Raw genomic sequence first — 25,993 nt, forward strand, 5'->3', positions numbered from 1 at the left:
GCGTGCGCCGGGTCACCCTTCACCCGGTCGGCCCACCGACGCATGCCGCGGCGTACCCGGGCGGGTGACGGGCGCCGGCCCCGGCCCGCACCGTCGGCCCCGCACGGCTCAGGGCCGCTCCCCCGCACGTTCGGCGTCGCGCTCCGCGACGAGTCGCACCCAGAGGTCGTCCACCTGACGCTCGAGGTCGCCGTCGCCGCCCGTCCCGTCGAGGACGACGTCGGCCACGGCCAGCCGCGCCTCGTCGCGGGCCTGCGCGGCGACCCGCGCCTCGGCGTCCGGCCGCGGCATCCCGCGCAGCCGCACGAGGCGCTCGACGCGGAGCACCGCCGGCGCGTGCACCACGACGACGAGGTGGAACCGGTCGGCCTGCCCGGTCTCCACCAGCAGCGGGATGTCGTGCACCACGACGGCGCCGGGGTCGGCCGTCGCGGCCGCCGCCTCGCGCTCGGCGGCGAGCCGGCGCACGACCGGGTGCACGACGGCGTCGAGGCGGGCGCGCGCCGCGGGGTCCGCGAACACCACCCGTGCGAGCGCCGGCCGGTCCAGGGCGCCGGCGGCGTCGAGCACGCCCGGCCCGAACGCGGCGACGACCGCCGCCAGCCCGGCGGACCTGGGAGCGACCGCCTCCCGGGCGAGCACGTCGTGGTCGACGACGACCGCGCCGCACGCGGCGAGCCGCCGCGACGCCACCGACTTGCCCGCCGCGATGCCACCCGTCAGACCGATGCGCTGCACGTCACCATCGTGGTGCCCCGCGCGCCCGCACGCGACCGCCGTCCGGACCCGCCGGCGCGCGTCGCGGCTCCCGCGTCCGGCGTCGGGCGGTGCCGGGGAACGCCGACGGCCGGCCACCCCGAGGGGTGACCGGCCGTCGTGCCGATGCCTGCGGGCGGGAGCCCGCGTGCGTCAGTTGCCCGTGAGCTTCTCGCGGAGCGCGGCGAGCGCCTCGTCCGACGCGAGGGTGCCGGTGGCCTCCTCGGTCGACGACGAGTACGTCGACGGCACCGGGCCGGCCGACGAGGACGACGAGGAGGACGCGCTGGTCGCACCCTCGGTCGTCGCCTCGGCGTCCGCACGGTTCGCCTCGGAGACCTGCTTGCGGTGGGCCTCCCAGCGCTCGTGCGCGGCCGCGTACTGGGCCTCCCACGCCTCGCGCTGCGCCTCGAAGCCCTCGAGCCACTCGTTCGTGGTCGGGTCGAAGCCCTCGGGGTACTTGTAGTTGCCCTGCTCGTCGTACTCGGCCGCCATGCCGTACAGCGCGGGGTCGAAGTCGTCCGACTCGGGGTCGAAGCCCTCGTTCGCCTGCTTCAGCGACAGCGAGATGCGGCGACGCTCGAGGTCGATGTCGATGACCTTGACGAAGACGTCGTCGCCGACCTGCACGACCTGCTCCGGGATCTCGACGTGACGCACGGCGAGCTCGGAGATGTGCACGAGGCCCTCGATGCCGTCCTCGACGCGCACGAACGCACCGAACGGGACGAGCTTGGTGACCTTGCCGGGCACGACCTGGCCGATGGCGTGCGTCCGGGCGAACGCCTGCCACGGGTCCTCCTGCGTCGCCTTCAGCGACAGGGAGACGCGCTCACGGTCGAAGTCGACCTCGAGCACCTCGACCGTGACCTCCTGGCCGACCTCGACGACCTCGGAGGGGTGGTCGATGTGCTTCCAGGACAGCTCGGAGACGTGCACGAGGCCGTCCACGCCGCCCAGGTCGACGAACGCACCGAAGTTGACGATCGACGAGACGACACCGGGGCGCACCTGGCCCTTCTGCAGCGTCTGCAGGAAGGTGGAGCGGACCTCGGACTGCGTCTGCTCGAGCCACGCACGGCGCGACAGCACGACGTTGTTGCGGTTCTTGTCGAGCTCGATGATCTTGGCCTCGATCTCCTTGCCGACGTACGGCTGGAGGTCGCGGACACGGCGCATCTCGACGAGCGAGGCGGGCAGGAAGCCACGCAGACCGATGTCGAGGATGAGGCCGCCCTTGACGACCTCGATGACGGTGCCGGTGACGACGCCGTCCTCCTCCTTGATCTTCTCGATCGTGCCCCACGCGCGCTCGTACTGCGCCCGCTTCTTGGACAGGATCAGCCGGCCCTCCTTGTCCTCCTTCTGGAGGACCAGGGCCTCGACCTGGTCGCCGACCTGGACGACCTCGCCCGGGTCGACGTCGTGCTTGATCGACAGCTCACGGGACGGGATGACGCCCTCGGTCTTGTAGCCGATGTCGAGGAGGACCTCGTCGCGGTCGACCTTGACGATCGTGCCCTCGACGATGTCACCGTCGTTGAAGTACTTGATGGTGGCGTCGATCGCAGCCAGGAAGTCCTCGGCCGAACCGATGTCGTTCACCGCGACCTGCGGCGTGGCGGGCTTCGCGGGGGTGGAGATGCTCATGTAGTGGTGGGCTCCGTTGCGGACAGGAAGTAGTACGGGCATGGGAGGGGTGGCACCGCGCGCGTGCGTGCGGTGTCGAGACGGTCAACCACGCCCCCTGCCCGCTGTTCCCGGGAACAGCTCCCCGGGACCTGGGCGAAGGCGCGCGGCACCGCCGTCCACCCTATCGGTGGACGTGGGTGCAGGCAAAGACGCCGGTCGCCGTCAGGCGAGCGCGCGGGCGACCTGCAGCAGGTCCTGTGGCACGCGCTTGACCCGGCCGGCGATCTCGGCGATCGGGACCAGCTCGACGCGCTCGCCGCGCACCGCCGTCATCACGTCCGTCGTGCCGGAGTCGATCGCGTCGATGGCCGCGACGCCGAACCGTGACGCGAGGATCCGGTCGGCGGCCGTCGGTGTGCCGCCGCGCTGCGTGTGACCGAGCACGGTGACGCGCGTGTCGAACCCCGTGCGCTGCTCCAGCTCGCCCTTGAGGCGCTCGCCGATGGCGCCGGCCACGATCTCGCCGAACTGCCCGACCTGCGTCTCGTAGTGCATCGACGTGCCCTCGGCGGGCACCGCGCCCTCCGCGACGACGAGGATCGAGAAGCTCGCGTGCGCGCGGTGGCGGTGCTTGAGGAACCGCTCGACGCGGTCGATGTCGAACGGCTCCTCGGGCGCCAGCACGAGCTCGGCGCCGCCGGCGATGCCCGAGGTCACGGCGATCCAGCCCGCGTGCCGACCCATGACCTCGACGATCATCACGCGGTTGTGCGACTCCGCCGTCGTGTGCACGCGGTCGATCGCCTCGGTGGCGATGCTCACGGCGGTGTCGAACCCGATGGACGCGTCGGTCCCCCACACGTCGTTGTCGATCGTCTTCGGGATGCCGACGATCTTCACGCCCGCCTCGGCGATCTTGCTGGCCGCGTGCAGCGTGCCGTCGCCGCCGATGCAGATGAGCGCCTCGATGCGCTCGGCCTCGAGGGTCGCGAGCGCCGCGTCCAGGCCGCCGTCGGCGGCGTGCGGGTGGTAGCGCGCCGTGCCGAGCAGCGTGCCGCCGACGGGCAGGACGTTGCGGATGTGCTGACGCGTCAACGGCATGACGTCGCCGTCGACGACGCCCTTCCAGCCGTTGCGGAACCCGATGATCGAGTGCCCGTGCTCGCCCTCCCCACGCTTCACGACGGCACGGATGGCGGCGTTGAGACCGGGGACGTCTCCGCCGCCGGTGAGCAGACCGACTCGCACGCTGATGAGCTCCTCGTCAGGGGGTGGGGGCGGCGCGCCACGTCGCCGCGCCGCGGTCAGACTAGCGAGCGCGCGACGCCGCGACGTGCGCCTTCGGTCCCGGTCGCGCCGTGCGACGCCGTCCGGCACGGGACGGGCGCGGCGCGACCGGGACGGCTCAGGCGGTCCGGCCGAGGTCGAGGTCACGCCCCGGGATCGCGTCGAGGAGCGTGCGCGTGTACCCGGTCCGCGGCGCCTCGAAGACCTCCTCGACGGTGCCCTGCTCCACGAGCCGGCCGGACTGCATGACGCACACCTCGTCCGCGACCTGCCGCACCACAGCGAGGTCGTGGCTGATGAACAGGTACGACAGCCCGAGCCGCTCCTGCAGCTCGACGAGGAGCCGCAGGATCTGCGACTGCACGATGACGTCGAGCGCCGACACGGCCTCGTCGCACACCACGAGCTCGGGCTCCAGCGCGAGCGCCCGCGCGATCGCGACGCGCTGCCGCTGCCCGCCGGAGAGCTCCGCCGGGTAGCGGCGCAGCAGGTCGGCCGGCAGGGCGACCTGCTCCATCAGCTCGCGCACGCGGGCACGCCGCGACGCGCCGTCGCCGATGCCGTGCGCGCGCAGCGGCTCCTCGATCGTGCGGTAGATCGTGAACAGCGGGTCGAGCGACGCGTACGGGTCCTGGAAGATCGGCTGCACCCGCCGGCGGAACGCGACCTCGGCGGCGCGGTCCTTGCCGGTCACGTCGGCGCCGTCGAACCGGATCGCGCCCGACGTGGGCGGCAGCAGGCCCAGCATCATCTTCGCCACCGTGGACTTGCCGGAGCCCGACTCCCCCACCACCGCGACCGTGCGGCCGCGCGGGATGACGAAGCTGACGTCGTCGACCGCGGTGAAGTCGGTCGAGCGGCCGAGCAGGCCCTTGCCGCGCAGCCGGAACACCTTCGTGACGTGCTCGACCTCGACGATCGGGCGCACGTCGGCCGGCGCGTCGCCGTGGCCGGCGGGCGTCGCGAGCAGGTCGTCCGCCTCGCTCACCGCGACCTCGGTGCCGGCGCGCGCGAGCTCCGCCCGGCGTGACGCGAGCGAGGGCGCCGCCGCGATGAGCCGGCGCGTGTACTCGTGCTGCGGGTCGGTGAGCAGCTGCCGCGCCGGCCCCTCCTCGACGACCTCGCCGCGGTACATGACGACGATCCGGTCGGCGCGCTCGGCGGCGAGCCCGAGGTCGTGCGTGATGAGCAGCACCGCGACGCCGAGCCGGTCGGTCAGGTCGGTGAGCCCGTCGAGGATCGTGCGCTGCACCGTGACGTCGAGCGCCGACGTCGGCTCGTCCGCGATGAGCAGCTGCGGGCGCGCCGCCAGGCCCATCGCGATCAGCGCTCTCTGCCGCATGCCGCCGGAGAACTCGTGCGGGTACTGCTGGGCGCGCCGCTGCGCGTCCGGCAGCCCGGCCTCCTCGAGCAGCTCGACCGTGCGCGTGCGCGCCGCGCGGCCCGGGACGACCCCGTTGTCGAGGAGCGTCTCGTCGATCTGGTGTCCCACGCGCCGCACGGGGTTGAGGTTCGACATCGGGTCCTGCGGGACCATGCCGATGCGCGACCCGCGCAGCCGGTGCATCGCGTCCGCGTCGAGCGTGGCCAGGTCCTCGCCGTCGAACAGGATCTGCCCGCCGGTCACCGCGCCGTTGCCGGCGAGCAGGCCGATGACGGCCGCGGCCGTCGTCGACTTGCCGGACCCGGACTCGCCGACGACCGCGACGGTCTGCCCGGCGTGCACGTCGAACGACGCGCCGCGCACGGCGACGGCGCTGCCGGCCTCGGTGCGGAACGTGACCTCGAGGTCGCGGATGCTCAGCAGGGGTGCGCCCGCGGGGGCGCCGGGGGTCGTGCTCGTGCTCGTCACGTCAGCGCCTCCTCGAACGCGGGTCGAGGGCCTCGCGCAGCGCCTCGCCGAACAGGGTGAAGCCCAGGGCCGTCACCGAGATGCAGATGCCCGGCAGGAGCGCGAGCCGCGGGGCGATCTCGAGCTCGTTCTGCGCGGCGACCAGCATGCGCCCCCACTCGGCGGTGGTCGGCGAGCCGCCGCCGAGGCCGAGGAAGGACAGGGCGGCGGCCTCGATGACCGCGGTCGCGAGCAGCAGCGTCGCCTGGACGATGACGGGCGACACGCTGTTGGGCAGCACGTGGCTCATCGTCACCGTGCGCCGGGACAGCCCGAGCGAGCGGGCCGCGAGCACGTAGTCGGACCCGCGCTGCGCCAGCATCGACCCGCGCAGCAGGCGCGCGAACACGGGCACCTGCACGACGCCGATCGCGATGACGACGGACGACGGGGTCTGACCCGCGACGGCCGCGATCGACACCGCGAGCAGCAGGCTCGGCACGGCCAGCATCAGGTCGACGAACCGCATCGCGACCGAGTCGACCCACCCGCCGAACGCGCCCGCCACGAGGCCGACGAGCATGCCGCCGGCCAGGCCCAGCAGCGTCGACAGGACGCCGATCAGCAGGGACGCGCGCGCGCCCCAGACGAGCTGGGACAGCACGTCCGCGCCGTACCGGTCGAGCCCGAGCGGGTGGTCCGCCGACGGGCCGGGGATGAACGTCGGGCGCACGTCCGCGCGCCCGGGCAGCTCACCCGCGCCGTACGGCGCGAGCAGCGGCGCGAGCAGCGCCACCAGCACGAACGCGACGACGATGACGGCGCCCACGATCGCGCCGGGGTTGCGCACGAGCCTGCGTGCCGCGACGCGCCAGAGCGCCTCGCCGGCGCGGCGGTCCTCCGCGAGCCCGTCGCCGGCGTCGACCGCCGGCTGCGGGACCTCGTACACCTCGGGTGCGCTCATCGTGCCCTCATCCTCGGGTCGATCAGTCCGTACGAGACGTCCACCGCGAGGTTCACCAGCGCGTAGACCACGGCGATGAGCAGGATGAAGCCCTGCAGCACGGCGTAGTCGAGGGCGAAGATCGCGTCGGACAGGAACTTGCCGATGCCGGGGAAGGCGAACACCGTCTCGGTGAGCACCGCCCCCGACAGCAGCAGACCGACCTGCAGGCCGATCGTGGTGGACACCGGCAGCATCGCGTTGTGCAGGATCACGCGGCGGCGCAGGTGCCCCGGCGCGAGCCCCTTGGCGCGCGCGGTGCGCACGTAGTCGGCGTGCTGCACGTCGATGACCGAGGCGCGCGTGATGCGCGCGATGATCGCGAGCGGGATCGACCCGAGCGCGACCGCCGGCAGCAGCAGGTGCAGGAACGCGTCCCAGCTGGCGTCGAACTCGCGCGTCAGCACGCCGTCGAGGACGTAGAAGCCCGTCGGGTGGGTGGCGATCATCGCGGGGTCCTGCCGCCCGGAGGACGGGAACCAGCCGAGCTGGACCGCGAACAGCCACTTGAGCAGGAACGCCAGGAAGAAGACGGGGATCGTCACGCCCAGGAGCGAGACGACCACCGCCGCGTGGTCGACGGCCCGGCCCTGGTGGCGCGCCGCCAGGTACCCGAGCGGGATGCCGACGCCGACCGCGACGAGCAGCGCCACGAGGGACAGCTCGATGGTCGCCGGGAAGCGCGCGAGGAACTCCTCGAGCACGGGGCGGTTGGTCCGGGTGGAGACCCCGAAGTTGCCCTGCAGCAGCTGGCCGAGCCAGGTGACGTACTGCTCGGGCAGGGGTCGGTCGAAGCCGTAGAGCTCGTTGATCCGCTCCACCGCCTCCGGGGTGGCGCGCTCCCCCAGGAGAGCCGTCGCCGGCCCTCCCGGGAGAGCGCGCACCCACAGGAACAGCAGGATCGACAACCCGACGAGCGTCGGGACGAGCAGGGCGAGCCGTCGGAGGACGAGTCGGGTCATCGGTACGTGGTGCTCCTCAGTCGCCGAGGGTGACGACGTTGTAGACCTCGTCCTGGACGGGCGAGGCGGGGTAGTCGTGGACGTCGGCCTTGAACGCCAGCGACGGGACGGGGTGGGCCAGCGGGACGCCGGGGAGGAACTCCATGATCGCGGCGTTGGCCTCCTCGTACGCCGTCCGCTGCTCGTCGACGTCCGCCACGTAGCGCGCGTCGCCGATCGCCTGGAACAGCTCCGGGTTGTCGAAGCCCCACTCGTTGGACTTGCCGCCGAAGAACACGCCGATGAAGTTGTACGTGTCGTTGTAGTCGCCGGTCCAGCCGAGCAGGTGCAGGCCGTGCTCGGACCCGCCCTGGATCGTGTCGAGGTAGTCCGGGCTCCACGGGGCCGGCACCGGGTTGACCGTGATTCCGACGGCCTCGAGGTCCGCCTCGATCGCCGTGAACACCTGCTCCGGGGTCGGCATGTACGGACGCGACACGTTGGTCGGGTAGTTGAAGTCGATCGTGAGGTCCGACTGTCCCGCCTCGGCCAGGAGCGCCTTCGCGCGGTCCGGGTCGTAGTCGTACGTCTCGACGTCCTCGTTCCAGCCCGACACGGCCGGCGGCACGAAGTTCGTCGCGACCTCGGTGCCCTCGGGCAGCGTCTGCGCGACGAGCGCCTCCTTGTTGATCGCGTGGGCGATCGCCTGACGCACGCGCACGTCGGCCAGCTCGGGGTTGGCCTGGTTCATGCCGAGGTACAGCACGTTGAACGGGTCGCGGTTGACGATCTGGAAGCCGGCCTCCTCGAGCGCGACGACGTCCGCCGGGCCCACGAGGTCGTAGCCGTCGATGTCGCCGGCCTGCAGCGCCTGGCGGCGCGCCGTGGCGTCCGAGATCACCGGGAACACGATGCGGCGCACCTGGCCCTGCTCGCCCCAGTAGTCCTCGTTCGCCGTGAGCACGACCTCCTCGCCCGGGCTCCACGACTCGAACCGGTAGGGGCCGGTGCCGGTCGGGTGCGCGGTCGCGTACTCGGGCAGCGTGGGCGTGTCGCCCTCACCGGTCACGTTGTCGGCGTCGTACTCCGCCAGCGCCGTGGGCGACTGCATCGAGAACGACGGCAGCGACAGCGCGGCCACGAGCTCGGGCAGCGGGCTCCTCAGCGTGACGACCGCGGTCGTCGCGTCCGGGGCCTCGCACGACTCGTACTTGCCCGTGCCGTTCAGCTCCGGCACGTCGCTCGTCGCGAAGCCGCCGTTGACCTTCTGCCAGTAGTACGTGAGCGACTCGGACTGCGCGACGCCGGTGAAGTTGTTCCACCGCTCGAAGTTGAAGCAGACCGCCTCGCCGTCGAACGGCGTGCCGTCGTGGAAGGTCACGCCCTCCTTGAGGTCGAACGTGTACGTCAGCCCGTCCTCGCTGCTCTCCCACGACTCCGCCAGCAGCGGGGCGGGGTCGGCCGTGCCGGGCTCGGTGCCGACGAGGCCCTCGAAGATCTGCCGTGCGACGCGGAACGACTCGCCGTCGTTCGCGAAGGCGGGGTCCAGCGATGCGGGGTCGGACGACGCCGCGAAGATGAACGTGCTGCGGCCCTCGCCGGTCGCGCCGTCCGTGGCGCCGCCGCCGGAGTCGCGGTCGCTCGCGGCGCAGGCGGTGAGGGCGAGCCCCACCACGACGCCACCGGCGACCATCTGCCACCTGGTCTTCACTGATTGCCACCTCTCTGACGGGCGCGACGGTCGTCGCGCCTCGCGGGACCCGGCGAACCCTAGGGCCGCGGTGTCACGTCGTTGTTACGCACGGGTACGGGTTCCGCATCGGACAGACTGGACGGATGATCGACGATCCGGGCGACGACACGCTGGCGGAAGCCGGTTTCCGACACGTTCCCGACGCCGAGGGCGGTCGCGCGGCGCGTCGGTGGTGGGACGCCAACGCGGACGAGTACCTGGCCGAGCACGGCGACTTCCTCGGCGAGGCGGACCTGCTGTGGTGCCCGGAGGGGCTGCGCGAGTCCCGGGCGCGCCTGCTCGGCGACGTCGCGGGAGCCCACGTGCTGGAGGTCGGCGCGGGCGCGGCCCAGGGCACCCGGTGGCTGACCGCCGCGGGCGCACGGGCCGTCGCCACCGACGTCTCCCACGGGATGCTGGCCGCGGGGGCCGGCGCCGCCGCGGCGGGTGGCCGGGTGCCGCTCGTGCAGGCCGACGCGCGCGCCCTGCCCTTCGCCGACGGCACGTTCGACGTCGCGTTCACGGCGTTCGGGGCGCTGCCGTTCGTGCCGGACGCGCACCGCGTGCACGCGGAGGTCGCGCGCGTGCTGCGGCCGGGCGGTCGCTGGGTGTTCTCCGTGACGCACCCGGTGCGGTGGGCGTTCCCGGACGACCCCGGCCCCGCCGGGCTCACCGCCACGCGCTCCTACTTCGACCGGAGGCCCTACGTCGAGCAGGCCGCCGACGGCCGCGTCCTCTACGCCGAGTACCACCGCACGCTCGGCGACCACGTCGCCGACGTCGTCGGTGCGGGCTTCGTGCTGGACCGCCTCGTCGAGCCGGAGTGGCCGGACGGGCACGACCGCGTGTGGGGCGGGTGGGGGCCGGTGCGCGGTGCCCTGCTGCCGGGCACCGCGATCCTCGTCACGCACCTGCCGGGTCGCTGAGGTCGTCCGCGCGACGCGCGGGCCGGGCCGACGCAGGTCCGCCCGCCCCGCAGCACGGGACGGGCGGACCTGCGGTCACGGTCGCGTCAGTGCGACGTCGCCTTCTCGGCGCCCGCACCGGTCAGCGAGCGCACCTCCATCTCGGCGAACTTCTCCGGGTGCGGCTGCTCCTTGCTCAGCAGCGTGCCGACGATGCCGAGCAGGAACGCCAGCGGGATCGACACGATGCCCGGGTTCTCGAGCGGGAAGAGCGCGAAGTCGACCGACGTGTCGCGGATCATCGACAGGCTCTCCCCCGTCGCGGGATCGACCTTCCCCGAGACGACCGGCGAGAAGGCGATGAGCACGAGGCACGAGACGAGCCCGCCGTACATGCTCCACAGCGCGCCCGCGGTGTTGAACCGCTTCCAGAACAGCGAGTAGATGATCGTCGGCAGGTTCGCCGACGCCGCGACGGCGAACGCCAGGGCCACGAGGAACGCCACGTTCTGGCCGTTGGCGAAGATGCCGCCGAGGATCGCGAGCGCACCGATCACCACGACCGTGATGCGGGCGACGCGCACCTCCTTGTCGGGCTCCACCTCGCCGCGCTTGATGACCGACGCGTAGATGTCGTGCGCGAACGACGCCGCGGCCGTGATCGTCAGCCCGGCGACCACCGCGAGGATCGTCGCGAACGCGACGGCCGAGATGATGCCGAGGAGCAGGACCCCGCCGAGCTCGTACGCGAGCAGCGGCGCCGCGGAGTTCGCTCGTCCCGGGGCGGACGCGATGCGTTCCGGGCCGACCAGCGCGCCGGCGCCGTACCCGAGCACGAGCGTGAACAGGTAGAAGATGCCGATGAGCCAGATCGCCCAGACGACCGAGCGGCGCGCCTCCTTGGCCGAGGGCACCGTGTAGAACCGCATGAGGACGTGCGGCAGACCGGCGGTGCCGAGGACGAGCGCCAGCGCGAGCGACAGGAAGTTGAGCTGCGTCAGCGCCGAGGCCCCGTACTGGCGTCCCGGCTCGATGAGCGTCTCGCCGCCCTCGCCCGCCACGTCGATCGCGCCCTGCAGCAGGTCGGACAGGTCGAAGCCGAACCGGGCGAGCACCCACACGGTCATGACCCCGGCGCCGGCGATGAGCAGGATCGCCTTGATGATCTGCACCCACGTGGTGCCCTTCATGCCGCCCACGAGGACGTACAGGATCATCAGCGCGCCGACGACCGCGATGACGACGCTCTGGGCCGCGACGGTGTCGAGCCCCAGCAGCAGCGCGACGAGCCCGCCGGCGCCGGCCATCTGCGCCAGCAGGTAGAAGAAGACGACGGCCAGCGTCGAGATCGCCGCGGCCATGCGCACGGGGCGCTGCTTGAGGCGGAACGACAGGACGTCGGCCATCGTGAACCGACCGGTGTTGCGCAGCAGCTCGGCCACGAGCAGGAGCGCCACGAGCCACGCGACCAGGAACCCGATCGAGTAGAGGAAGCCGTCGTACCCGTAGATCGCGATGGCGCCGCAGATGCCGAGGAACGAGGCGGCCGACAGGTAGTCGCCCGCGATGGCGGTGCCGTTCTGCGGCCCGGTGAAGGACCGGCCGGCCGCGTAGTAGTCCGCCGCGCTGCGGTTGTTGCGCGACGCCCGGAAGACGATGACGAGCGTCACGAGGACGAACGCCCCGAAGATGGCGATGTTGACGACCGGCTCGCCGATCTGCTCCGCCGGTGCCGTCGCCGCGGGCAGGACGCCCGCCAGGACCATGCCGCTCATGCCCGGCTCCCCTCGGGGCCGCGGGCCGCGGCCGCGCCGCCGACCGTGCCCAGCTCGATCTCGTCACGCAGCTGTGCCGCGACGGCGTCCTGCCGGTTGTTGGCCCAGCGCGCGTAGATCATCGTGATGGCGAACGTGGAGACGAACTGGCCCAGCCCGAACAGCAGACCGACGGTGATGTTGCCGGACACGCGCTGGCTCATGAAGTCGTGCGCGTAGTTGGCGAGCAGGACGTACACGAAGTACCAGACGAGGAACAGCGCCGTCATGGGGAACACGAACCGCCGAAACCTTCGGCGTAGGTCCTGGAACTCCGGCGAGCGCTGGACGCGCTGGTAGTCGGTCTCCTGGCGGGTCTCGGACACAGCCACCTCCGCAGGTCGTGGTGGCCACGTCGCCACCGCAGGGCGCAACTGTGGCGCACATCAGACCGACATTCCAGACACCACGCGCCGCGAGGTCGTCGAAAGTCGACCGAAACCACGACCGCTGTCACCCGGGACGGTGACAGCGGTCGCGGGAACGGCAGGGCGCCCGACGGCGCAGGGCTCAGTGGCCGGCCTCGTGCCAGCTGGCGCCCACGCCGACGGACACGTCGAGCGGCACGTCGAGCGGACCGTCCGGGACGGCGTCGCCCGCCCGCCCCATCTGCTCGCGCACCAGCGCCTCGACCTCGTCGCGCTCCCCCGCGGCGACCTCGAGCACGAGCTCGTCGTGCACCTGCAGCAGCATCCGCGAGGTCAGGCCACGGCGGCGCAGCTCGCCGTCCACGCCGAGCATCGCGACCTTGATGAGGTCGGCGGCGCTGCCCTGGATGGGGGCGTTGAGCGCCATCCGCTCCGCCATGTCGCGACGCTGCCGGTTGTCGCTCGTCAGGTCGGGCAGGTAGCGCCGGCGCCCGAGGATCGTCGCGGTGTACCCGGTCGCGCGGGCCTGGTCCACGACGCCGCCCAGGTAGTCGCGCACGCCGCCGAACCGCGAGAAGTAGTCGGCCATCAGCGCCGACGCCTCCGAGACCTCGATCGACAGCTGCTGGGAGAGCCCGTACGACGACAGGCCGTACGCGAGCCCGTAGCTCATCGCCTTGATCTTCGAGCGCATCGCGGAGGTGACCTCGTCGGTCGGCACGTCGAACACGCGCGAGCCGACGTAGCTGTGCAGGTCCTCGCCCGAGCGGAACGCCTCGATCAGCCCCTCGTCGCCGGACAGGTGCGCCATGATGCGCATCTCGATCTGCGAGTAGTCCGCGGTCAGCAGCGTCTCGTACCCCGGCCCCACGACGAACGCGCGCCGGATCTGCCGTCCGGCCTCGGTGCGGATGGGGATGTTCTGGAGGTTCGGGTCCGCCGACGACAGCCGGCCCGTGGCGGCGATCGTCTGCTGGAACGTCGTGCGGATGCGGTCGTCCGTGCCGACGGAGCGCAGCAGCCCCTCGACGGTCTGCCGCAGGCGGATCGCGTCACGGTGCGCGAGCAGGTGCTCGAGGAACGGGTGCTGCGTGCGCGCGAACAGGTCGGTGAGCGCGGCCGCGTCCGTCGTGTAGCCGGTCTTGTTCTTCTTGGTCTTCGGCATGCCCAGCTGGTCGAAGAGGACCTCCTGCAGCTGCTTCGGCGAGCCGAGGTTCACCTCGCGCCCGATCACCGCGTACGCGTCGGCGGCCGCGGCCTGCACCTGCGCGTCGAACTCCCGCTCGAGGGACGTCAGGTACGCGTGGTCGACCGCGATGCCGGTGTGCTCCATGCGGGCGAGCACGTCCTGCAGCGGCAGCTCGAGGTCCCTGAGCAGGCCGGTCGCGCCACGGTCGGCCACCTCGGACGCGAGGACGTCGACGAGGTCGTGCACGGCGGCGGCGCGCACCGCCGCACGGCGGCCCTCGTCGGCACCGTCGACCTCGAGGTCGAGCGCGCCCTGACCGGCGGACGCCGCGTCGTCCGCCGTGAGCTCGCGGCGCAGGTAGCCGATCGCGAGGTCGGGCAGGTCGTAGGCACGCCGGTCCGGCTGGCAGAGGTAGGCCGCGAGCTCGGTGTCGAAGGCGACGCCGGTGAGCGGCAGCCCCCGTCCCCCGAGCGCGTGCCGCGCCTCCTTGGCGGCGTGCAGCGCCTTCGGGCGCGCCGGGTCGGCCAGCCAGGCGGCCAGCGCCTGCTCGTCCTCGGGGCCGATCTCGGTGAGGTCGTACGCGACCGCCTGGCCCTGCGCGTCGGCGACGGCGACGCCCCACGCGTCGCCGCGGCCGGGGCTGCCGGTGCCGCGCACGTCGAGCCCGAGCAGCGCGTCGCCGCGCTCCTCGAGCCACGCCGCCAGCCCGCCGGCCCCCACCTCGACGAGGTCCAGCGCGGCGGCGGTCGCCACCCGCTCCTCGCGCGCCTCGTCGCCGGGGAGCATCGCGAACAGGCGGTCGCGCAGCGTCCGGAACTCCAGCTCGTCGAGGATCGTGTGCAGCTCCTGGCGGTCCCACGGGCGCACCGCGAGGTCCTCGGGACCGACCGGCAGCTCGAGGTCGTCGAGCAGGCGGTTGAGCTCCCGGTTGAGCTGCACCTGCGCGAGGTGCGCCCGCAACGACTCCCCCGCCTTGCCGCCGATCGCCTCGGCGTGCGCGACGACCCCGTCGAGGCCGTCGTACTGCGTGACCCACTTCGCCGCCGTCTTGGGGCCGACGCCGGGCACGCCCGGCAGGTTGTCGCTCGTCTCGCCGACGAGCGCGGCGATGTCCGGGTAGCGCTCGGGCGGGACGCCGTACTTGGCCTCGACCGCCTCGGGCGTCATGCGTGCCAGCTCGGACACGCCCTTCACCGGGTACAGCACCGTGACGTCGGGCCGGACCAGCTGGAACGCGTCGCGGTCACCCGAGCAGATGGCGACGTGCATGCCGGCCGCGGTGGCGCGGCCCGCGAGCGTGGCCAGGATGTCGTCCGCCTCGAAGCCCGGCTTGTCGAGGACCTGCACGTGCATCGTGGCGAGCAGCCGCCGGATGATGTCGACCTGCCCGCGGAACGGCTCGGGCGTCGCGTCGCGGTTGCCCTTGTAGGCCTCGTACCGCTCGGTGCGGAACGTCGTGCGGCCGGCGTCGAAGGCGACCGCCACGTGCGTCGGCTCCTCGTCGCGGAGCAGGTTCGCGAGCATCGAGGTGAACCCGAAGACGGCGTTCGTGGGCTGCCCCGTCGACGTCGCGAACTTGTCGACGGGGAGCGCGAAGAACGCCCGGTACGCCATCGAGTGGCCGTCGATGAGGAGGAGGCGGGGAGCGGTCGCTGGCTGTGCGGCGGTCACGGTGCCAACCTAGCGGCCATGTCCGACACCGCCGTCCCCGCCCCCTCCTCCGCCTCCTCCACCTCCGGCTTCGCGATGCCGTCCGTGACGGGCACCCTGCTCGAGCGCATGGGGATCGACGTCACGCACGTCGACGCCGACGGCGCCACCGGCACGATGCCCGTGGCCGGCAACACCCAGCCGTACGGCCTCCTGCACGGGGGCGCCACGGCGGCGCTCGCCGAGACGCTCGGCTCGCTGGCGGCGCAGGCCCACGCGGGGCCCGGGCGCGCGGCCGTGGGGATCGAGCTCAACGCGACCCACCACCGGTCCGCGCGTGCCGGCACGGTGACGGGCCGCGCGACCGCGCTGCACCGCGGCCGGTCGCTCGCGACCTACGAGGTCGTCGTCGAGGACCCCGAGGGGCGGCGGGTCTGCACCGCCCGCCTGACGTGCATGCTCATCGACCGCACCTGACGCACCTCGCCCGCGGGCTCGGCACCGGCCCGCTCCCGGGCGCGGCGCCGGCGCTCGATGAGGTCCTCCAGGCCGCGGGCGGCGGCGCCCCGGGCACCAGCGAGGGCGCCGGCGTCCTGGGTCAGCCGACGCTGCAGCGCCGCGGTGGAGACGTGCCGGTGCGCCGCGGCGGGCGCGAACCCGAGCCGTGCGAAGAACCGCTGCATGCCGCGGGCGCCCGGGAGCGGTGCGGCGAACACCTCGGTCGCACCGGCCTCGTCGGCGAGCGCGGTCGCGGCCTGCAGCAGGGCGTGCCCGATGCCGCGCCGGCGCAGGTCGTGCCGGACGAAGACGGCCTCGAGGCCCAGCACCGTCGCGTCCGTGAAGAGGCCCGGGCCCATGAGCCGGCAGAGCAGGAGGCCCGCCGGCGCGCCGTCGCACGTCGCGACCAGCACCCGGCCGCCCTCCACCGAGCCCAGCACCGCGAGCTGCTCGCGCAGCCGACCCCGGTCGTCGCTGCAGAGCTGGACCCCGACACCGGCCTCCGCGCGGGCCTCGAGGCAGAGGTCGACGAGCGCCTCGAGGTCCGGCGCCTGCGCCGGACGGACCTGGATGCCTGGCCGCACGGTGGGCCTCCCGGGGACGGTGGAACGGTACGGACGACGGTGCCGGTTCCCCCGGGCCCGGCACCGCACCGATCATGGCCCACCCGGGCGACGCGTGCCTAGCCCCGGGCGGGCGACCGGGCCCGCGGACCTGGACGACCGCCCACGTCGGGTCCGCCACGAGGGCGACGCGCCGCACCGATAACGTCGAGACGCTCGCGTCCACGTAATGAACAGGACACAATCCCTGCCTATCGTCCTGCCACCCGGCCGGGCGCCGGACCCTGACCCACGAGCACTCGTGCCCCCTCACCCCCAAGGACGGAGGTCCCCCGTGCGAGCACTCGCATGCCCGGACCGGACCGTCGCCGTGCGACGCGGAGCGGCGTTCCTGCTGCTCCTGCTGCTGATGACGCTGACGACCACCGTCGTCGCGGCACCGGCGCGCGCGGCGGCCACAGCGTGCAGCCCCGACGACGCCACCGCGTGCATCAACGTCACCGTCACCTCTCCCGACACCGGACCGGTCGCCGGGGTGCGGCTCACGGTCGAGGGCGCGAGCACCGAGGCCGAGGCCACCACGGACGCCGCGGGCCGCGCCTCGGTGCCGATCACGGAGGCGGGCGACTACACGGTCACCGTCGACGAGTCGACGCTGCCCGGGGGCACCGTGCTCCGCGACCCGGCGGCGAACGCGGCGACCGTCGCGGTCGTCCTCGGCCGCTCCGCCGGCCGCATCTTCCAGGTCGTCCCGCCGGGCGCGGAGGGCGGCGACAGCGGCCCCGCGCCGGCGCCGACGGACGGCGCGACGAGCGAGGGGCCCGCGGACGGCGACGGCGCGACCCCCGCGGCCGACGACGAGACGGGCGAGGGCGCCGAGACGACGGCCGGCGGGGCGGGCACCAACCGCTACGCCCAGCTGCTCCTCGCCGGGCTCGTGTTCGGCATCCTCCTCGCGCTCGCCTCGCTCGGCGCCAACCTGATCTACGGCACGACGGGACTGTCCAACTTCGCCCACGGCGAGCTCGTCACGCTCGGCGGGATGACGGCGTTCATGGCCGTCCAGTGGTGGGACCTGCCGCTCTGGCTCGCCGTGGTCGTCGCGACCGCCGCCGGCGCCCTCGCCGGCTGGCTGCTCAACCGGTTCATCTTCGCGCCGCTGCGCCGCCGCGGTGTCGGGATCACGCAGCAGATGATCGTCACGATCGGGCTCGCGCTCGCCGGCCTCTCGCTGTTCCTGTTCGTGTACGGCGCGCAGCCCGCGCCGATCGTGTCCGGCATCTCCCAGCGCATCCAGCTGGGGCCGGTGCAGATCTCCGGGCAGTCGCTGCTGTCCGTGGCGATCGCCGTCGTGGTGCTCGCGGCCGTCGCCGTGACGCTGTCGCGCACCCGGGTCGGGCGCGCGGCGCGGGCGGTCTCGGACAACCCCGCCCTCGCCGCCGCGACCGGCATCAAGGTCGAGTCGATCATCAGCGGCGTGTGGGTCGTCTCCGCGGCGCTCGCGTCGCTCGGCGGCGTCCTGCTCGCGCTGTACCTGAACTCCACGCGGTTCAACTTCGGGTCGACGCTGCTGCTGCTCATGTTCGCCGCGATCACCCTCGGAGGCCTCGGCTCGCCGCTCGGAGCGGTCGTCGGCGCCCTCGTCATCGGGCTGGTCGTCGAGCTGTCGACGATCGTGCTGCCCAGCGACATGCGTTACGCGAGCGCGCTCGTGATCCTCATCCTCGTCCTGCTCATCCGGCCGCAGGGCATCCTCGGTCGCGCCGAGCGCATCGGCTAGCGGGAGGTCGACACCATGGACTTCGGGCAGCTGCTCACCAACGTCCTCAACGAGATGACAGGACCGACGGCGATCGCGTACGCGCTCGCCGCGATCGGCCTCAACATCCACTTCGGTCTCACGGGCCTGATCAACATGGGCCAGGCCGGCTTCATGCTGCTCGGCGCGTACGGCTTCGCCGTCTCGACGATCGCCGGGGTGCCCCTGTGGGGCGCGTTCCTCGTCGCCATCGGCGCGGCGGTCGTCTTCGCGCTGCTGCTGGGCCTGCCGACCCTCAAGCTGCGCGGCGACTACCTCGCGATCGTCACGATCGCCGCGGCCGAGATCATCCGGATCATCGGCCGGTCGACCGCGCTCACCGACGTCACCGGCGGCTCCGAGGGCCTCACCGGCAACAGCTTCAAGAGCACGTTCCAGGACGCGTCGCCGTTCCCCGACGAGCGCTGGGCGCTCGGACCGATCACGCTCGCCACCAACGCCTCCAACAGCTGGTGGCTGCGCATCGTCGGCTGGTCCCTCGTCCTGCTGGCGTGCCTGTTCGTGTGGCGCCTCGTGCGCAGCCCGTGGGGCCGCGTGCTGCGCGGGATCCGCGAGGACGAGGACGCCGTGCGCTCGCTCGGCAAGAACGTCTACTCGTACAAGCTGCAGGCCCTCGTGCTCGGCGGCGTGTTCGGCGCCCTCGGCGGCGTCGTCTTCGTGCTGGCGAGCTCGGTGCAGGCCGACTCCCTCGGGCGGCCCGTCACGTTCAACACGTGGACGATCCTGCTGCTCGGCGGCGCCGCGACGGTGCTCGGGCCCGTGCTCGGCTCGCTGCTCTTCTGGGGTTCGCTCGTGTTCGTCCGCGGGTTCCTGCGCGGCGTCGTGCCCGCCGACGTGATGTCGGTGCAGCAGGTCGAGCAGATCGGCTGGGTGCTCGTCGGGATCACCCTGATCCTGCTCATCGTGTTCCGACCCCAGGGCATCCTGGGCGACAAGAAGGAGCTGGCGATCAATGCCCGCTGAGGATGTCGTCGACCGGGCCCGCCAGGGCCTCCGGGACGTCGCCCGGACGCCCGGCGTCGCGAAGCCGGACGCGCTGCTCGTCGCCGACGGGGTGCGGCGCAGCTTCGGCGGCGTCAACGCCGTCGACGTCGCCCACCTGGAGGTGCAGCGCCACGTCATCACCGCGCTGATCGGCCCCAACGGCGCCGGCAAGACCACGTTCTTCAACCTCATGACCGGTTTCGACAAGCCCGACGCCGGGTCGTGGGTGTTCGACGGGACGTCGCTCGGCGGCGTGCCCGCCTCGCGGGTCGCCAAGTCGGGCATGGTGCGCACGTTCCAGCTCACCAAGGCCCTCGCGCGCATGACGGTGCTGGAGAACATGCGGCTCGGTGCGCGCGAGCAACCCGGCGAGAACCTGTTCGCGGCGCTCGTCAAGCCGCTGTGGGCGCCGCGCGAGCGCGAGATCACCGACAAGGCGATGGCGCTGCTCGAGCGGTTCAAGCTCGACGCGAAGAAGGACGACTTCGCCGGCTCGCTGTCCGGCGGCCAGCGCAAGCTCCTCGAGATGGCGCGCGCGCTCATGTCCGACCCCGCGCTCGTCATGCTCGACGAGCCCATGGCCGGCGTGAACCCCGCGCTCACGCAGTCGCTGCTCGGGCACATCACGGACCTGCGGGACTCGGGCACGACGGTGCTCTTCGTCGAGCACGACATGCACATGGTCCGGCACATCTCGGACTGGGTGGTCGTCATGGCGCAGGGCCAGGTCGTCGCCGAGGGTCCCCCGGGAGAGGTCATGGCCGACCAGGCCGTCATCGACGCCTACCTGGGGGCGCACCACGACACCGACCTCGGTGACGACGCGCTGCTCGAGGACGGCGGCACCATCGACGCGGAGGCGGAGGCCGAGGCCGACGCCGAGATCGCCGCGGAGGAGAGGAAGTCGTGACCGAGACCACCGCACCCGTCGTGCACCGGGGGGCGCCCGCGGGCGAGCCCCTGCTGCACGCCGACGACCTCGTCGCCGGCTACCTGCCCGGCGTCAACATCCTCAACGGCTGCTCCCTCGTGCTGCACCCGGGTGAGCTCGTCGGGATCATCGGCCCGAACGGCGCCGGCAAGTCGACGCTGCTCAAGGCGCTGTTCGGCCTCGTCGGCATCCGCGAGGGCCGGCTGACCCTGCAGGGCGAGGACATCACGAACCTGCGCGCGGACGCGCTCGTGCAGCGCGGCGTCGGCTTCGTGCCGCAGACGAACAACGTCTTCCCGAGCCTGACCATCGAGGAGAACCTGCAGATGGGCGTCTACCAGGCGCCCGGGAAGTTCGCCGAGCGGGTCGACTTCGTCCTGTCGCTCTTCCCCGAGCTCACCAAGCGGCGCAAGCAGCGTGCCGGTGCCCTGTCCGGCGGTGAGCGGCAGATGGTGGCGATGGCCCGTGCGCTCATGCCCGAGCCGTCGGTGCTGCTGCTCGACGAGCCGTCCGCGGGCCTGTCGCCGGTGCGGCAGGACGAGGCGTTCCTGCGCACGCGGCGGATCAACAAGGCGGGCGTGTCCGTCGTGATCGTCGAGCAGAACGCCCGCCGGGCACTGCAGATCTGCGACCGCGCGTACGTCCTCGACCAGGGCCGCAACGCGTACTCGGGCCCGGGGCGCGAGCTCATGAACGACCCGAAGGTGATCGAGCTCTACCTCGGCACGCTCGCCACCGACGTCGACGCGGCACGCGCCGCGGAGACCGCACCGCGTCCGCCCGCCGGGGGTGGGACGCCCGGCGACGCCTGACGGGCCGGACGCGCCACCACGGAGCAGCCCCGGTGCCCGTCAGGGCACCGGGGCTGTCGCACGTCCGGGCACGTGCACGGGACGCGAGAGGGCCCCCGGAGCTCGCGCTCCGGGGGCCCTCGACGTCACGCGCGGCTCAGTCCTGCGGGACCTCGCCCTCCTCCGAGCGGGAGAACGTGTACGTGTTGTCGCCACCGAACTGGTAGATGCCGATGAACGCCGACGACGGGTCGTTGGCGTCGTTGAACGGGCCCACGCCGGAGACCGCCTGGTAGGCGATGTCCTCGCCGTCCTCGACCAGCTGCGCGCACTCCTCCCAGCCGGTGCACTCCTCGCCGCCGTCGACGCCCGAGACCGCAGCCAGGTTGGCCTGGATGGTCTCGCCGTCCGACGCCCCGCCCTTCAGCGCAGCGAGCGCCGCGAGGATCGTGGCGTCGTAGGACTCGGGGCCGTAGGAGTACTCGGTGAGGTCGGGGTCGACCTCGAGCATGCGCTCCTGGAACTCCTCGGACGGGAACGCGCCGGGCAGCGTGCCCTGGGCGCCCTCGAGCGTGCCGGCCGGGAAGCCGGTCTCACCCTCCGTGCCGAAGTTCTGCAGGTTGCCGTCGACGAAGTACGTCTTGCTCATGTCCCAGCCCTGCGCCACGAGCTCGCGCACGATGAGCGGGGTCTGGTCCGTGAACGCGAGGATCGCGATCGCGTCGGGCGCGGACGCGATGGCGTCGCCGACGATCGTCGAGAAGTTCTGCTCGGCCGGGTCGAACTCCTGGCCCTCGGCGCCGTAGACGATCGTGCCGCCCGCGTCGGTGACGACACCCGAGACGACGTCGCGCAGCGACGTGCCGTAGGAGTCGTTGAAGACGAGGATGCCGACGTTGCTCGCACCGTCGGAGACGATGAGGTTGCCGAGGACGTCGCCCTGCACGGAGTCCGGCGGCGCGGTGCGGAAGTAGAAGTCGGAGTAGCCCGACAGGTTGGTGGCCGTGTTGGCGGGCGAGATCTGGACGACGCCCGCGCCCGTGATGTCGTCGATGACGTTGAGCGTCACCGAGGACGACGCGGCACCGACGACGACCGAGACGCCCGCGGAGATGAGCTCCTGCGCCGAGGCCGTGGACACGGAGGCGTTGTTCGCGTCCGACGAGTCCGTGTGCGTGACCTCGACGTCGGCGCCGAACAGGCCGCCGGCCTCGTTGATCTCGGCGACGGCCAGGTCGACGCCGGCGATCTCGGGCGGGCCGAGCTGGGCGAGCGACCCGGTGACGGGCAGCAGCGTCCCGATGTGCAACGGCTCGCCGCTGCCGCCGCCGGAACCGGTCGTCTCCTCGCCGCCGCCGTCGGAACCGCCCGAGCAGGCCGTGAGCGCGAGGACGAGCGCGCCGGCGACTGCCACGGCACGTCCTGCGTGTGTCGAACGAATCATGCGTGGTACCCCTCTGTGAGCACTGCACCCACCGGACCCGGACGCGGGCCACGGCGATGTGGCGCGAAGGTACTCATGGTTTGTGTCCGCGATGTGAATGGCAACGTCTCGCCGCCATGTCGTTGTGGACTTGTGACCATGTACGCGAGAGCCCGGCCGGCACCACGTGCCGACCGGGCTCTCGCGCGTGACCCGGGAGGGGACGTCAGGAGGACGCGCCGCCGACCTGCTCGATGACCGCGTCGGCCACCTCGCGCATCGTCAGGCGCCGGTCCATCGACGTCTTCTGGATCCAGCGGAACGACTCGGGCTCGGTCAGGCCCATCTTCGTCATGAGCAGGCCCTTGGCGCGGTCCACGCGCTTGCGGGTCTCGAACCGCTCGGCGAGGTCGGCGACCTCGGACTCGAGCGCCGTGATCTGCGCGTAGCGGGAGATCGCGATCTCCACCGCCGGCAGCAGGTCCGCCGGGCTGAACGGCTTGACGACGTACGCCATCGCGCCGGCGTCACGCGCGCGCTCCACGAGCTCGGTCTGCGAGAAGGCGGTGAGCAGCACCACCGGGGCGAGGTGCGCCTTGGCGATCCGCTCCGCCGCGGAGATGCCGTCGAGCACCGGCATCTTGACGTCCATCACGACGACGTCCGGCTTCAGCTCGGTCGCGAGCTCGACCGCACGCTCGCCGTCGCCGGCCTCGCCGACGACCTCGAAGCCCGCCTCGGTGAGCGTCTCGACGACGTCCATCCGGATGAGCGCCTCGTCCTCGGCGACCACCGCGCGGCGGGGCGGGCGGCCCGCGGCCGGGGCGGGCGCAGCGGGTGCGGGCTCGGCCGTCGGCAGGTCGAGCCCGGCAGGGGCGTCCTCGGTGGGCTCGGGGGTGGCGTCCGTGGTCACGAGCACAGCGTAGTGCCCCGCCCCGCGCCGTCGCGGGAGCGTCGGGGTGGTCGTCGTCACGCACCGGGACGGCGGCGGCCGGTGCGTCCCTCGACCGGGTCGCACCGGCCGGCGCGCGCGTGCCCCCGGAGGGACTCGAACCCTCACGCCTCGCGGCGCTCGATTTTGAGTCGAGTGCGTCTGCCGGTTCCGCCACGGGGGCCCTGCACGCACGAGCCTAGTGGGCGGGACCACCGCCCTCGGTGCCCGCGGCGGCCCACGCCGCGCACGGACGCGCCGAGGGGTGGCGGGACGACCCGCCACCCCTCGGCACCGCACCCGGTGCGCTCTCCCCCGCGCTCGCGCGCCCGGTCGACGGGTGCGCCGGCCGGCGCCGCGGTGCGCGCCGTCCGGTCGCGGGCGGACCGACCCGCCCGCGGGTCTCAGCCGCCGAGCACGAGGTCCGCCTCGGCGAACCACTCGTCCACCGCGTCCTCGACGGACAGGTTCCCGTAGCCGAGCTCCTGGCCGATGGTCGTGAACGCCGCCTCGAGGGTGCCGAAGCCCGCGACCGGCGGGGGCGGGGAGCTCGTCAGGCGCGGCTCGAGCGCGCGCTCGTACTCGAGGATCTGCGCGTCGAGCCCGGTCGGCTCGACGCCGTCCAGGGCGGTCGTCGACGCGGGCACGCCGCGGGACATCCCGAAGATCTCGCCGACGCGCGGGTCGTTCGTGAGGAAGTCGATCAGCGCGGCCGCCTCCTCGGGATGGGCGCTGCTCGCGCCGACGGACAGCATCAGCGACGGCTTGAGGAACAGGCCCGACTCCTCGGGGTCGTCCGCGGGCGGAGGGAGCAGGACCAGCTGCGGGGACGCGCTCCCCTCGCTGTAGCGCACGAGGAAGTTGTCCCAGCTGATGTCGGCGGCCGCCTCGCCGATGCCGAGCGCGTCGACTCCCTCGAGCTGGGCGAGCCGCTCGGGCGGCAGGAACGCGTCGGACGCGTGCAGCGCCGGCGAGCGCCCCCACCACGCCGCGAGGTCCCCCCGCGTGAAGCCGAGCCCGCCGTCCTCGAACATCGCCTTGCCCTGCTGGCCGAGCCACACCTGGAAGAGCCAGAAGATCTGCGTGTAGTCGACCGACCCGTGCACCGTCGGCTCGCGCCCGGCGCCCGCGGCCGCCACGGACGCCAGCAGCGCGTCGTACCCGTCCCACGTGAGGTCGCCCTCGGGCGCCGGCACGCCCAGCTCGTCGAGCAGCGCGGTGTTCACCTGCAGCGCGAGCGTGTTCGTGCTGGTGGGGATCGCGAACGTCTCCCCCTCGACCTGGGCCGCGGGCAGCAGCTGCTCGGGCAGCGTGCCGACGTCGATCGTCTCCCCGAGGTGCTCGTCGAGCGGCGCGATGCGCCCGGTCGACGCGTACTCCGTGAGGTACGCGAGGTCCATCTGCAGCACGTCGGGCAGGCCGCCGGCGGCGGCCTCGGTGCTGCGCGCGGTCCAGTAGTCGCCCCAGGACGCGAAGCCGGTGCGGACGTCGACGCCGGGGTTCTCCTTTTCGAACAGCGCCACGGCCTCCTCGTACCGGTCGGCCCGGCTCGTGTCGCCCCACCAGGTGAAGCGCAGGACGGTCGTGCCGTCGTCGGACGCCTCGGTGCTGCCGCCGGTGCAGGCGGCCGTGAGCGCCAGGACGGCGGCCGCCGCCGTCAGCCCGAGGCGTCGACCGCCCCGTCGTCCCCGCCCGTCGTGCCGGGGCGTCGCCCCGCGCGCCTGCGCTGCCATGTGAGCCTCCTCGCTCGCCGTGCGCCCGTCCGGCTCCGTCGCCGGACGGCTCCACCCTGCGACGGCGGTCGGCCCCGTCGTGCGCGGACGGACAAAAACGATCAGGCGCCGGCGCCGCACGACGCCCGGACGGTGAGGTGCGGCAGCAGCTGGACGTGCCGCGGCGGGCGCGTGGCGCGGGCGTCCCCGCCGATGCGGTCGACGACCATCCGCAGCGCCTCCTCGCCGAGCTCGCGGCGCGGCGACGTCACGGCGGTCAGCGGCACGGCCGCGAGCTCGGCGTTCTCGTCGTCGTACGCGACGACCGCGAGATCGGCCGGGACGCGCAGCCCGCGGTCGAGCGCGGTCTCCACGAGGCGCGCGGCGTGGTCGTCGGTGTGCACGAGCGCGGCGCGGGTCCGGCTCGCGCGGCAGGCGTCGAGGAACGCGTCGAGCGCCGCGTCGAGCGCCTCGGGGTCGTCCTCGCCCTTGGGCAGGGACACCACGGGCGCCGGCCGCAGGGCGAGGTCGGCCACCGCCTGCGCGTACCCGTCGCGGACCGAGGGCGCCGTCGGCGTGCGGTCGAACGAGGCGAGCGCCACCGCGTCGTGGCCGAGGCGCGCCAGGTGCTCGACCGCGAGGACCGCCCCGTGCGTGTGGTCCGTGCGGGCGCTGTCGACCGCGGCGAGCGCCGCCGTGCGCCCGGTGCTGCGCTCGAGCAGCACGGTCGGCACCGGCAGCCCCGCGAGCCAGGCGGCCACCTCCGCGTCCGGGCGGTCACGCGTCGTCGGCGCCACCACGAGGCCCTGCGCGCCCAGCGACAGCAGCCGCTCGACCTGCTTGCGCTCGGCGTCGGGCCGGTAGTGCGACACCCCGAGCACCAGCCGCGCGCGCAGCGACGGCGCCACGGCCTCCATGCCGCGCACCACGAGCGGGAAGTGGGCGCTGGCGCTCGGGACGACGACCCCGACCAGCGCCCGTGCGGCCCGGGGCTCGCGGGCACCCTCCACCGCGATGGCCCCGCCGTGCACGCGGGCCAGGCGACCGGCGCGGTCGAGCTCGACGATGTCGCGCCGCACCGTGACCTCGGAGACGCCCAGCTCGGCGGCGGCCCGCCCGGCACGCACGCTCCCGCGCAGCGCGACCTCGCGCAGCAGGTACTCGTGGCGTGCACGGGGCAGCAGGGACCTCGTGGGTCGCGTCATCGCGGGCTCCTCGGACGGTCGCGGACGG

The 25,993-nt window shown here is 73.3% G+C and carries 21 protein-coding genes and 1 tRNA gene; 6 read left to right on the forward strand and 16 right to left on the reverse strand.

Annotation, left to right across the window (positions count from 1 at the left end):
- Positions 1-108: 108 nt before the first annotated feature.
- The 7 genes from coaE to AB6N23_RS00725 form a co-directional block, all read right to left on the reverse strand.
- Positions 109-738 carry a dephospho-CoA kinase gene (gene coaE, locus AB6N23_RS00695; RefSeq protein WP_412863801.1) on the reverse strand — a complete coding sequence of 210 codons (630 nt, stop codon included), beginning with the start codon at positions 736-738 and terminating at the stop codon, positions 109-111.
- 171 nt (positions 739-909) lie between these two features.
- Positions 910-2,406: a 30S ribosomal protein S1 gene (gene rpsA, locus AB6N23_RS00700; RefSeq protein WP_378204286.1), complete on the reverse strand. Its 1,497-nt coding sequence runs from the start codon at positions 2,404-2,406 to the stop codon at positions 910-912.
- A 204-nt stretch (positions 2,407-2,610) separates the two neighbouring features.
- Complete coding sequence (locus tag AB6N23_RS00705) at positions 2,611-3,636, reverse strand: 6-phosphofructokinase (protein ID WP_412863803.1); 1,026 nt, start codon at positions 3,634-3,636, stop codon at positions 2,611-2,613.
- A gap of 157 nt (positions 3,637-3,793) precedes the next feature.
- Positions 3,794-5,527 carry an ABC transporter ATP-binding protein gene (locus AB6N23_RS00710; protein ID WP_412863805.1) on the reverse strand — a complete coding sequence of 578 codons (1,734 nt, stop codon included), beginning with the start codon at positions 5,525-5,527 and terminating at the stop codon, positions 3,794-3,796.
- A gap of 1 nt (position 5,528) precedes the next feature.
- Positions 5,529-6,470: an ABC transporter permease gene (locus AB6N23_RS00715; RefSeq protein ID WP_412863807.1), complete on the reverse strand. Its 942-nt coding sequence runs from the start codon at positions 6,468-6,470 to the stop codon at positions 5,529-5,531.
- The gene (locus AB6N23_RS00720) at positions 6,467-7,471 is read right to left on the reverse strand and encodes an ABC transporter permease (RefSeq protein WP_412863809.1); all 1,005 of its coding nucleotides are present in this window, start codon (positions 7,469-7,471) and stop codon (positions 6,467-6,469) included. Before AB6N23_RS00720 ends, AB6N23_RS00715 begins: the two co-directional genes overlap by 4 nt.
- 16 nt (positions 7,472-7,487) lie before the next feature.
- Entirely contained in the window at positions 7,488-9,143 is a 1,656-nt protein-coding gene (locus AB6N23_RS00725; protein ID WP_412863867.1) for an ABC transporter substrate-binding protein, read from the reverse strand.
- A 143-nt stretch (positions 9,144-9,286) separates the two neighbouring features.
- Here AB6N23_RS00725 and AB6N23_RS00730 point away from each other — a divergent pair, with 143 nt between their 5' ends.
- Entirely contained in the window at positions 9,287-10,108 is an 822-nt protein-coding gene (locus AB6N23_RS00730; RefSeq protein WP_412863811.1) for a class I SAM-dependent methyltransferase, read from the forward strand.
- An 86-nt stretch (positions 10,109-10,194) separates the two neighbouring features.
- On the opposite strand, the gene AB6N23_RS00735 is transcribed toward AB6N23_RS00730, so the two are convergent.
- The 3 genes from AB6N23_RS00735 to polA all read right to left on the reverse strand — a co-directional run bounded on the left by AB6N23_RS00735 (position 10,195) and on the right by polA (position 15,129).
- Entirely contained in the window at positions 10,195-11,853 is a 1,659-nt protein-coding gene (locus AB6N23_RS00735) for a solute symporter family protein (protein ID WP_412863869.1), read from the reverse strand.
- A 5-nt stretch (positions 11,854-11,858) separates the two neighbouring features.
- Entirely contained in the window at positions 11,859-12,227 is a 369-nt protein-coding gene (locus AB6N23_RS00740; protein WP_412863813.1) for a DUF485 domain-containing protein, read from the reverse strand.
- Positions 12,228-12,411: 184 nt separating this feature from the next.
- Positions 12,412-15,129 carry a DNA polymerase I gene (gene polA, locus AB6N23_RS00745; protein ID WP_412863815.1) on the reverse strand — a complete coding sequence of 906 codons (2,718 nt, stop codon included), beginning with the start codon at positions 15,127-15,129 and terminating at the stop codon, positions 12,412-12,414.
- 18 nt (positions 15,130-15,147) lie between these two features.
- Between polA and AB6N23_RS00750 the strand changes: the two genes are divergently transcribed.
- Positions 15,148-15,585 (forward strand): PaaI family thioesterase, encoded by a 438-nt coding sequence (locus AB6N23_RS00750; protein WP_412863817.1) that lies wholly within the window; start codon positions 15,148-15,150, stop codon positions 15,583-15,585.
- Here the strand turns inward: AB6N23_RS00750 and AB6N23_RS00755 are convergent.
- Positions 15,504-16,190, reverse strand: coding sequence for a GNAT family N-acetyltransferase (locus AB6N23_RS00755; protein ID WP_412863819.1), 687 nt, complete (start codon positions 16,188-16,190; stop codon positions 15,504-15,506). The genes AB6N23_RS00750 and AB6N23_RS00755 overlap by 82 nt on opposite strands.
- Before the next feature lie 313 nt (positions 16,191-16,503).
- Between AB6N23_RS00755 and AB6N23_RS00760 the strand changes: the two genes are divergently transcribed.
- The 4 genes from AB6N23_RS00760 to AB6N23_RS00775 are packed head-to-tail and all read left to right on the forward strand — an operon-like array spanning position 16,504 to position 20,715.
- The gene (locus AB6N23_RS00760) at positions 16,504-17,949 is read left to right on the forward strand and encodes a branched-chain amino acid ABC transporter permease (RefSeq protein WP_412863821.1); all 1,446 of its coding nucleotides are present in this window, start codon (positions 16,504-16,506) and stop codon (positions 17,947-17,949) included.
- 15 nt (positions 17,950-17,964) lie between these two features.
- The gene (locus AB6N23_RS00765; protein ID WP_412863823.1) at positions 17,965-18,951 is read left to right on the forward strand and encodes a branched-chain amino acid ABC transporter permease; all 987 of its coding nucleotides are present in this window, start codon (positions 17,965-17,967) and stop codon (positions 18,949-18,951) included.
- Positions 18,941-19,882 (forward strand): ABC transporter ATP-binding protein, encoded by a 942-nt coding sequence (locus tag AB6N23_RS00770; protein WP_412863825.1) that lies wholly within the window; start codon positions 18,941-18,943, stop codon positions 19,880-19,882. Before AB6N23_RS00765 ends, AB6N23_RS00770 begins: the two co-directional genes overlap by 11 nt.
- On the forward strand, positions 19,879-20,715 hold the full coding sequence (locus AB6N23_RS00775; RefSeq protein WP_412863827.1) for an ABC transporter ATP-binding protein: 837 nt from the start codon (positions 19,879-19,881) through the stop codon (positions 20,713-20,715). Before AB6N23_RS00770 ends, AB6N23_RS00775 begins: the two co-directional genes overlap by 4 nt.
- A 136-nt stretch (positions 20,716-20,851) precedes the next feature.
- Here AB6N23_RS00775 and AB6N23_RS00780 read toward each other — a convergent pair whose 3' ends face one another.
- The 5 genes from AB6N23_RS00780 to AB6N23_RS00800 all read right to left on the reverse strand — a co-directional run bounded on the left by AB6N23_RS00780 (position 20,852) and on the right by AB6N23_RS00800 (position 25,965).
- Entirely contained in the window at positions 20,852-22,138 is a 1,287-nt protein-coding gene (locus tag AB6N23_RS00780) for an ABC transporter substrate-binding protein (protein ID WP_412863829.1), read from the reverse strand.
- A gap of 205 nt (positions 22,139-22,343) precedes the next feature.
- On the reverse strand, positions 22,344-23,030 hold the full coding sequence (locus tag AB6N23_RS00785) for an ANTAR domain-containing response regulator (RefSeq protein ID WP_378203112.1): 687 nt from the start codon (positions 23,028-23,030) through the stop codon (positions 22,344-22,346).
- A 120-nt stretch (positions 23,031-23,150) separates the two neighbouring features.
- Positions 23,151-23,232: transfer RNA gene (locus AB6N23_RS00790), tRNA-Leu, on the reverse strand.
- A 220-nt stretch (positions 23,233-23,452) separates the two neighbouring features.
- Complete coding sequence (locus AB6N23_RS00795) at positions 23,453-24,781, reverse strand: ABC transporter substrate-binding protein (RefSeq protein ID WP_412863832.1); 1,329 nt, start codon at positions 24,779-24,781, stop codon at positions 23,453-23,455.
- A gap of 101 nt (positions 24,782-24,882) precedes the next feature.
- Positions 24,883-25,965 (reverse strand): substrate-binding domain-containing protein, encoded by a 1,083-nt coding sequence (locus AB6N23_RS00800; protein ID WP_412863834.1) that lies wholly within the window; start codon positions 25,963-25,965, stop codon positions 24,883-24,885.
- Positions 25,966-25,993 lie beyond the last annotated feature (28 nt).

It is taken from the genome of Cellulomonas pasadenensis (assembly GCF_047229365.1).
Taxonomy (GTDB): Bacteria; Actinomycetota; Actinomycetes; order Actinomycetales; family Cellulomonadaceae; genus Cellulomonas.

Bases quoted from the DNA above. Each gene is read 5' to 3' on its own strand.
- AB6N23_RS00715 (WP_412863807.1), bottom strand. From the start codon at position 6,470: ATGAGCGCACCCGAGGTGTACGAGGTCCCGCAGCCGGCGGTCGACGCC.
- AB6N23_RS00765 (WP_412863823.1), top strand. From the start codon at position 17,965: ATGGACTTCGGGCAGCTGCTCACCAACGTCCTCAACGAGATGACAGGA.
- AB6N23_RS00730 (WP_412863811.1), top strand. From the start codon at position 9,287: ATGATCGACGATCCGGGCGACGACACGCTGGCGGAAGCCGGTTTCCGA.
- AB6N23_RS00750 (WP_412863817.1), top strand. From the start codon at position 15,148: ATGTCCGACACCGCCGTCCCCGCCCCCTCCTCCGCCTCCTCCACCTCC.
- rpsA (WP_378204286.1), bottom strand. From the start codon at position 2,406: ATGAGCATCTCCACCCCCGCGAAGCCCGCCACGCCGCAGGTCGCGGTG.
- AB6N23_RS00780 (WP_412863829.1), bottom strand. From the start codon at position 22,138: ATGATTCGTTCGACACACGCAGGACGTGCCGTGGCAGTCGCCGGCGCG.
- AB6N23_RS00800 (WP_412863834.1), bottom strand. From the start codon at position 25,965: ATGACGCGACCCACGAGGTCCCTGCTGCCCCGTGCACGCCACGAGTAC.
- AB6N23_RS00720 (WP_412863809.1), bottom strand. From the start codon at position 7,471: ATGACCCGACTCGTCCTCCGACGGCTCGCCCTGCTCGTCCCGACGCTC.
- AB6N23_RS00795 (WP_412863832.1), bottom strand. From the start codon at position 24,781: ATGGCAGCGCAGGCGCGCGGGGCGACGCCCCGGCACGACGGGCGGGGA.
- AB6N23_RS00725 (WP_412863867.1), bottom strand. From the start codon at position 9,143: ATGGTCGCCGGTGGCGTCGTGGTGGGGCTCGCCCTCACCGCCTGCGCC.
- AB6N23_RS00770 (WP_412863825.1), top strand. From the start codon at position 18,941: ATGCCCGCTGAGGATGTCGTCGACCGGGCCCGCCAGGGCCTCCGGGAC.
- AB6N23_RS00735 (WP_412863869.1), bottom strand. From the start codon at position 11,853: ATGGTCCTGGCGGGCGTCCTGCCCGCGGCGACGGCACCGGCGGAGCAG.